Origin of the sequence: Nocardia jejuensis NBRC 103114 (assembly GCF_001613145.1) — a bacterium.
In the GTDB taxonomy this organism is placed as follows: domain Bacteria; phylum Actinomycetota; class Actinomycetes; order Mycobacteriales; family Mycobacteriaceae; genus Nocardia; species Nocardia jejuensis.
Window position 1 is genome coordinate 56586 of the sequence record NZ_BDBU01000055.1, and the last position, 7584, is coordinate 64169.

7 protein-coding genes are annotated in these 7584 nt (G+C 66.7%); 5 read left to right on the forward strand and 2 right to left on the reverse strand.

Going from position 1 to position 7584, the window contains the following annotated elements; all coding sequences use genetic code 11:
* Nucleotides 1-115 precede the first annotated feature (115 nt).
* From NJ1_RS33730 to NJ1_RS39895, 3 genes are read left to right on the forward strand one after another with little or no spacing between them, the layout of a single operon-like run.
* Complete coding sequence (locus tag NJ1_RS33730) at nucleotides 116-2107, forward strand: alkyl/aryl-sulfatase (RefSeq protein ID WP_084479129.1); 1992 nt, start codon at nucleotides 116-118, stop codon at nucleotides 2105-2107.
* Nucleotides 2108-2151: 44 nt separating this feature from the next.
* Nucleotides 2152-2577, forward strand: coding sequence for a YidH family protein (locus tag NJ1_RS33735; protein WP_084479130.1), 426 nt, complete (start codon nucleotides 2152-2154; stop codon nucleotides 2575-2577).
* Nucleotides 2574-2933, forward strand: a complete 360-nt coding sequence (locus NJ1_RS39895) for a DUF202 domain-containing protein (RefSeq protein ID WP_067702987.1) — start codon at nucleotides 2574-2576, stop codon at nucleotides 2931-2933. Before NJ1_RS33735 ends, NJ1_RS39895 begins: the two co-directional genes overlap by 4 nt.
* A 51-nt stretch (nucleotides 2934-2984) precedes the next feature.
* Here the strand turns inward: NJ1_RS39895 and ligA are convergent, their stop codons facing one another.
* Both ligA and NJ1_RS33750 read right to left on the reverse strand, forming a co-directional pair.
* Nucleotides 2985-4976 carry an NAD-dependent DNA ligase LigA gene (gene ligA / locus NJ1_RS33745; RefSeq protein WP_084479123.1) on the reverse strand — a complete coding sequence of 664 codons (1992 nt, stop codon included), beginning with the start codon at nucleotides 4974-4976 and terminating at the stop codon, nucleotides 2985-2987.
* Between the two features lie 306 nt (nucleotides 4977-5282).
* Nucleotides 5283-5747, reverse strand: coding sequence for a MarR family winged helix-turn-helix transcriptional regulator (locus tag NJ1_RS33750; RefSeq protein WP_067702995.1), 465 nt, complete (start codon nucleotides 5745-5747; stop codon nucleotides 5283-5285).
* Nucleotides 5748-5812: 65 nt separating this feature from the next.
* Here NJ1_RS33750 and NJ1_RS33755 point away from each other — a divergent pair, with 65 nt between their 5' ends.
* Nucleotides 5813-6652, forward strand: a complete 840-nt coding sequence (locus tag NJ1_RS33755) for an SDR family oxidoreductase (RefSeq protein WP_067702998.1) — start codon at nucleotides 5813-5815, stop codon at nucleotides 6650-6652.
* On the forward strand, nucleotides 6649-7134 hold the full coding sequence (locus NJ1_RS33760) for an anthrone oxygenase family protein (protein ID WP_067703000.1): 486 nt from the start codon (nucleotides 6649-6651) through the stop codon (nucleotides 7132-7134). Before NJ1_RS33755 ends, NJ1_RS33760 begins: the two co-directional genes overlap by 4 nt.
* Nucleotides 7135-7584: the final 450 nt, after the last annotated feature.

Here is a 7584-nt window from a genome sequence, read left to right on the forward strand (position 1 = left end):
TGGGTTCGGTGCTCGATTCGATCGAGAACAGGAGATCGACGTGGTCGGGGTAGAAACCACCGCCGGTGAACCGGAGAATCCGGGCACCGGCGGGTCGCGGGTGTCGCGACGCGGAATGTTCGGCGTCGGCGCGGCGGCCCTCGCGGCGGTCGGCGTCGGGTCGGCGATCAGTGGGTGCGGGCCATCGGACGAGGTGAATCCGTCCGGCACGCAGACCGATCCCACCGATGCCGTCGCGCAGGCCAATCGGAGACTGGCCGACACCCTTCCGTTTTCCGACACCGCCGACTTCGCCGACGCCGATCGCGGTTTCATCGCCGCTCTGCAGCCGGGCGTCGTGAAGGACGCCGAGGGCAAGGTGGTGTGGGACACCGACTCCTACGGCTTCCTGCAGGGGACCTGTCCGTCCTCGGCCAATCCCAGTCTGTGGCGGCAGTCGCAGCTGACCGTCAAACAGGGGCTGTACGAGGTCGCGCCCGGGTACTACCAGATACGCGGGTTGGATCTGTCGAACATGACCCTGGTCGAGGGCGAGACCGGCGTCATCGTGATCGATCCGCTCATCTCCAACGAGACCGCGGCGGCAGGGCTGGCGCTGTACCGCGCGCACCGGGGAAATCGGCCGGTCACCGGGCTCATCTACTCGCACGCGCACGTCGATCACTTCGGCGGCTCGCTCGGCGTGATCACGCCTGAGGACGCGAGTTCGGGACGCTGTCCGGTGGTGGCTCCCTCCGGATTCCTCGAGCACGCGGTCTCGGAGAACATCTACGCCGGTACCGCGATGTCCCGCCGGGCCGCCTATATGTACGGCGCGGCGCTGCCACGCGGTCCGAAGGGACAGATCGGTGCGGGACTCGGCCAGACCACCTCGGTCGGCACCGTCTCGCTGCTGGATCCCACCCTGACCATCACCGCCACCGGCCAGGAAGAAGTGATCGACGGCGTCCGCATGGTGTTTCAGATGACGCCGGGCACCGAGGCTCCGTCGGAGATGAACTTCTACTTCCCGGACCGCCGCATCCTGTGCATGGCCGAGAACGCCACGCACACCCTGCACAATCTGCTGACCCTGCGCGGTGCGCTGGTGCGGGATCCGCATGTGTGGTCCAAGTACCTCACCGAGTCGATCAATCTGTATGCGCGCCAGGCGGATGTGGTGTTCTCCTCGCATCACTGGCCGATCTGGGGCACCGACAAGATCGTGGAATTCCTTTCCCTGCAACGGGATCTGTACGGGTACCTCAACGATCAGACATTGCGCGGGCTCAATCTCGGCTACGTGGGCAGCGAGATCGCCGAAGACTTCAGGATGCCGCCGAACCTCGAAAAGTCCTGGAACACACACGGGTACTACGGTTCGGTCAGCCACAACGTGAAAGCCATCTATCAGCGGTACATGGGGTGGTTCGACGGCAATCCCGCGCATCTGTGGGAGCACCCGCCGGTCGATTCGGCCACACGCCACGTGGACGCCATGGGCGGGGTGAGCGAAGTGCTGAAGAAGGCCCAGAAAGCCTACGACGCAGCCGATTACCGCTGGGCCGCCACGCTCACCAACTACGCCGTGTTCGCCGAACCGGACAACAAGAAGGCCAAAGACCTGGAAGCCAGTGTGTTCGAGCAACTCGGCTACGGATCGGAGAACGCCACCTGGCGCAACTTCTACCTCTCGGGCGCGTACGAATTGCGCAACGGTTCCTTCGGCACGCCCACGGCTGCCAACTCCAAGGGGCTGCTGGCAGCGCTGACCGTGGACCAGGCGTTCGACGCCATCTCGCTGTTCGTGGACGGGCCCAAGGCGTGGGACCTGCACATGGTCACGGACTGGAAGTTCACCGACAAGAACGATCAGGTGCATCGTGCCGAACTGCGCAACGGTGTGCTCATCCACTACGACCGCTGGCCGGAGGACCGCTTACCCGCGCCCGACGCCACCATCACGCTGACCCGGGGCGGGTTCATTCAGAACATGATCGGAGGCGGCAGCATGCAGGACGCGATCGCCAAGGGCGAGATCAAGGTCGATGGAAACGTGGCGTTGCTGGCGCAGCTGAAAGGCGTTTTCGGCAAGCCGGATCCCGGATTCGCGATCGTCACGCCGTGACCGCCGATTCCCGGCGGTAACCCGTACCAGGTAGGGAGGTGATCATGGACTCGAGCGAGGAACCGAACCGGCCTGCGGGCGAGAGCAGTTCGGAAAGATCGGACCCTGCCGTTGACAGCCTCGCGCAGGCGAAGCAGGCGGCGGAGGTCGAAGTCGACTACCGGTTCACCCTCGCCAACGAGCGCACCTTCCTGGCGTGGATCCGCACCGCGCTCGGCCTGCTCGCCGGTGGTGTCGCGGTGCATACGCTGGTACAGCCGTTCCACCACAGCGGAATTCGCCGCGCACTCGCGCTGAGCTGTATCGCGCTCGCCATCGTCGTCTCGATCGGGGCGTACACGCACTGGCGGCGGGTCGGGATCACCATGCGGCGCGGGGAACGACTGAAGGACACCCCGATGGTCCCGATCCTGTCCGCCGGAATCGCGGCGGTCTCGGTGCTGGTGGCCTGGGCGGTGCTGTTCCGGTGACAGCCCCGACCCTGGCCGTGGAGCGGACCGCGCTGTCCTGGCGGCGAACCGCCGTCGCGGCCATGGGCACCGCCGCACTGTTCATCAATCACTCGGCGATGAACGGCTGGCGCGGTTCCGCGATCGCTCCGTTCTGCGCCGCTGTCGCACTGGGAGCGTTGGCGCTCATAGCTTTTCGGCGCAATCGGGTGCTATTGCACGACGAGAACGCCGACTCCGACACCGTGGGCACACACAGCGGAAGAGGACAGAGCCCGGAATTCGAGGGCGCACCGGACATCGTGATGACGACCGTGGTGATCATCGGCGTGGCGGTGATAGCCGCGATTGTCGGATTCGCCGATCCGGGTGCGTAGCAGGTGCTTTCGAACCGCCGAGTTCACCGCGGATCTTCGCGGTTCGCCGGGTCAGACGACCTGGGCGTCTATCAGCAGAGTCCAGATCTCGCCCTGGTCCACCACTTGGACACCCAGTTTTTCGGCCTTGGCGAGTTTGCTGTCGCCTACTCCGGCGCCGGTGATGAGCATGTCGGTGCTGGCGGAGACCGAGGAAGCAGCTGTGGCTCCGGCTTTTTCGCAGAGGCGCTGGAAGGTGGGGCGGGCTACCTTCTCGCCGGATCGGGGATCGCTGATCGCGCCGGTGATGACGACCGTTTTGCCCTCGAGGGGCGCGCCGGCGGCGATGACCGGGGGGAGGTCTTCCTCTCGAACATCGAGGGAGACACCGGCTTCGCGGAGTCGCGCGAGTTCCGGGCGCAGGCGGGTCAGGTGCGCGATCAGGGAGGCAGCGACCTTCGGGCCGATGTCTTCGACCTCGACGAGTTTCTCCTCGCCCGCGTCGGCGACCTCTTCCAGGGAGCCGAAGCCCGAGCGGGCCAGACGAGCGGCGGTGCCGTCCGAGGCCATCGGAATGGCCAGGCCGATCAGGGCGCGGCGCAGTCCGACCTCGCGGCTGGCGTCGATCGAATCGATCATGCGCTGCGCGGACACCTCACCCATGCGGTCGAATTCGAGCAGGCGCTCCTTGGTCAGGGTGTAGAAGTCCGCCGGGCCTTCGAGGTCGCCGGACTCGGCGAGACGCTCGATCCAGACGCCGCCGATGGCATCGATATCGGCGGCGGCGCGCGAGGCCCAGTGGATCAGGCGGCGCACCGTTTGTGCGGGGCAGGACACGTTGGTGCAGAACAGTTCTCGGCTGTTGCCCTGCTCGGTCACCGGCTGTCCGCAGGACGGGCAGGCGGTCGGCGGAATGATCTCGATCTCCTCGCCGGTGCGCTTGGCCGCGTCGAGAACCCCTGCCACGAACGGGATCACGTCGCCCGCGCGGCGCACCAGCACCGTATCGCCGACCTTGATGTCGCGGGCGCGGATGACTTCCTGATTGGCGAGCGTGGCCTTGGTGACCGTGGTGCCGCCGACGAACACCGGCTCGAGCCAGGCGACGGGCACGATCTTGCCGGTCTTGCCGACATCCCAGATCACCTCGCGCAGCAGCGTGGTCTTCTCCTCGGCGGCGAACTTGAACGCCAGCGCGCCACGCGGGGAATTCGATCGGGTTCCGGCGGCGGCGTACGCGTCCCGGTCCGCGAGGCGCAGCACCGCGCCGTCGAGGTCGTAGTCGAGATCGTTGCGGCCCTGCTCGATCGCGCTGATCGCCGCCTGGGCCTGCTCGGCGTCGTCGCAGTGCCGCATCTGCGCACCCGCGATGCCGAGCGCGCGCAAGCCCTCCTCGAGGTCGACCGCGGCCGCGTCCTCGGAGCTGTCCAGGTCGAATCCGAAGAACTGCAGGCGGCGCTCGGCGACTGTCGCCGGATCCTTCGCCCGCAGCGTGCCCGCCGCCGCATTACGCGGATTGATCAGCGGCTTGTCCGGATGGGCGGTGTTGTAGGCGAGGAACGTCGAGCGCAGCATGACCGCCTCGCCGCGCACCTCCACCCGCCCCGGCGCGTCGATCCGATCGGGGACACCGTCGACCAGCGCGCGGACCAGCATGGTCACGTCGTCACCGGTGGTGCCGTCACCGCGGGTCACCGCGCGGGTCAGTCGGCCGTCCTCGTAGACCAGTGACAGCGACAGACCGTCCAGCTTCGGCATGACCACCACGGACTGACCGGGGAAGCGATCGAAGAACGCCACGACCTGCTCGTGCTTGGTCGCCTTCTCCAGCGACAGCATCGGCCGCGCGTGCCGGATCGGTGCGTGCAGCACCGCGGGCGCACCGACCTGCTCCAGCGGATTGGGATCCGGCGTCAACTCCGGATTCGCCTCGACCAGTCCCCGCAGCTCATCCTCGATCGCGTCGAACTCCGCGTCCGCGACCAGCGGCGACCCCTGATAGTAGGCATCGCGCAGCTCGATCATCCGGCTCGCCAGTTCTTGAATGCGTTCCCCAGTTTCCACAGCGCAGACGCTACCGATACCGACCGACACACGGGTGAAAGGACGGTGCGTCCGTGTTGCGGTCCCGGCTCCCGGCCCTGAAGCAGAGACGGCGCATCGAACTGCTGCGCATGGGTCGCCGAACCCCGGTGGCCGCTGAACGGGTGCCGGTTCGCTGGACCGCCGGAGTCTAGGTCTTGCTTCATGACCGAGGTGCCGTCATACGACAGCACTCAGTGGCCGACTCGTTCTCGGTGCTCCGGTGTTTCGGCGGCAGGAAACCCCGGGCTGCCCTCGGTCGAGAACGTCATCGCCACGCGGCGCTGGTCAGTTGAGGTCGTCGGTGGCGTCGCGACCTGCCGCGCCCGCACGACGCAGGAAATCGGTGATCAGCGCGAGTGCGGGCTCGTCGTAGTCGGTGCAGATCTCGTCGAGGGAGCTGTTCATTCCGGCGAACAGGCCCAGTAGTTCGGCGTTGCGCTCGCGCAGAGCCCGGATGAGGGTCGCGCGTCGGTCGGAGGGGTCGGGATCGCGGGTGATCCAGCCGCCCTTCTGCAAGCGGTCGAGAATTCCGGTGAGGGTCGCGGGATGCAAACCGGCTTCGCGCGCAAGGGCTTTGGGGGCGAGGGGGCCCAGCCGGTTGATCACGTCGAGGCAGTCGAGGTCGACATCGCGCATCTCCAGCCGGCTGCCCACCTGCCGGTTGAGCAGGGACAGCTGATTGCTCAGCTCCCGCAATGCCCCTTTGAGCTCGACGGTCGCCTTGCGATGCGCAGGTGATACGGAACTCATATAGTACGACTCCCAAAGTAATATGCTACGGTTCTCGTACTATACGACAATCGAACGGACTCATCATGTACCTGGTAACCGGGGCCACCGGAGTCATCGGCCGCCCACTCCTGCACGCACTCCGGTCCGACGGTGCGCACGTGCGGGCACTCACTCGCCATCCGGCACACGCCGATCTCCCGGATGGTGTGCACGCCTTCGCGCCCGACGACATCGAAGCGGCGCTGGAGGGCGTGCGCGGGCTGTTCGTGCACCCCCGCGCGGTCGGTGAGCACACGGGGAAACTCGTGGCGCTCGCCGCCGAGCGGGATGTGGAGAAGGTGGTCGTGCTGTCGGCGATCAATGTCGAGGAGGACCCCGCGCATCAGCCGTCCCGATTCAACGGTGACCGCAACAGGGAGGTCGAGCGTGCCGTCACCGAGGGGCCGCTGCCGTGGATTGCGGTGCGGCCCAGCTCGTTCGCGATGAACACACTCGGAATGTGGCGCGGGCAGCTGGGGTTCGGCGATACCGTCCGCGGTCCGTTCCCCGGCTTCGCGGAGGCGGTGATTCACGAGCGCGACGTCGCCGAGGTGATCGCACGGGCACTGCTGGGTGACGATGCGCTGCTGGGTCGCAGGATCGAGGTGACCGGGCCCGAGGCACTCCGATTCGATGAGATGGTTCCGATTCTCGGCGCGGTCATCGGCCGCCCGCTGCGGTATCAAGAGGTCCCGGCCGAGCTCGCGACCGAGGCCATGATTCGCAACGGGCTCGACGAGAACTTCGCGCACGCCCTGGTGGCCCGCTTCGAGCGCGAGTCGACTCGACCGGCGACGGTGAGCACCGAGGTCGAAGCGATCCTGGGCCGCCCCGCACTGACCTTCGCCGAGTGGGCCGGCGACCACGTGGTGGACTGGTCATGACGAGATATGTGCGCATCGCCGGCATCGTTTTCGCCGGGTTGTTCGCGGGATTCCTTGTCGCGGTACTGGTTCTGGAGATGTCGCTGCGCGAGTACGACGGCTCGGTCTACACGCAGGTCAGACTCGTGGAGCTCGATTCACTCGACACCCTCGCCGTGGTGACGCTGGTCCCCGCGCTGATCGCGACCATCGCACTGCTGTGCCTGACCTTCCGGACGGGGGAGCGGTGGTGGAGTGCGGCGGCGTTCGCGCTGATGGTTCTGGTCTTCGGCCTCACGATCGCGGTGAATCTCCCGATCAACGCGGACCAACTCGACTGGAATGTGCAAGCGCCGCCCGGGGATTGGGCACACGTGCGCGACCGCTGGCAGCTCGCTCACGCGGTGCGCACCGTCGCGGGCGTTCTGGCCTTCGGGGCCCTTGCCGTCGGTGCGTGCGTGTCGCCGCCACCGGCGAATCGCGTGCTCGACGCCCCGCTCTAGCCTCGGCGCTCCTCGCGCGCCGACCCGCGCCGCCGCTCGCCCTGCTCGAGCGCGCTGATGTGCGCACGGGGCGACGAAGTATCGAGAAGCCTTGACCGCCGGGCCATCTCGTTCGCGCGGTGGCCGGACGGGGCCGATATTCGCAGCCTGGTGCGGAAACCGGACGGCCACTTGGCGGGGTTTGTCGAGCCGTATCCTCACCCGAGCTCGTGGAGCACATTCGAGCTCTCGCCGGTGGTTGCGGCGGGGAGTTTTGCAGGGCGCGAGGGGTGTAGCGAATGCCGCGACATGGCAGGGCGATAGGACAAAGCGCCCAAAAGGCTGTGGATAAGTTGTGCGGTTGCGAACAGGCACATATTCTGAATAACCGCAGATCAGATACTATTTTCGGTTCCGTTTCGTGATCGTTCGCGATAGAATTAGCACATGCATTCGAACGAGATGGACACG

Excerpts from the sequence above, each read along its gene's own strand:
- NJ1_RS33730 (WP_084479129.1), top strand. The coding sequence starts at position 116 with ATGTTCGGCGTCGGCGCGGCGGCCCTCGCGGCGGTCGGCGTCGGGTCG.
- NJ1_RS33735 (WP_084479130.1), top strand. The coding sequence starts at position 2,152 with ATGGACTCGAGCGAGGAACCGAACCGGCCTGCGGGCGAGAGCAGTTCG.
- NJ1_RS33750 (WP_067702995.1), bottom strand. The coding sequence starts at position 5,747 with ATGAGTTCCGTATCACCTGCGCATCGCAAGGCGACCGTCGAGCTCAAA.
- NJ1_RS33755 (WP_067702998.1), top strand. The coding sequence starts at position 5,813 with ATGTACCTGGTAACCGGGGCCACCGGAGTCATCGGCCGCCCACTCCTG.
- NJ1_RS33760 (WP_067703000.1), top strand. The coding sequence starts at position 6,649 with ATGACGAGATATGTGCGCATCGCCGGCATCGTTTTCGCCGGGTTGTTC.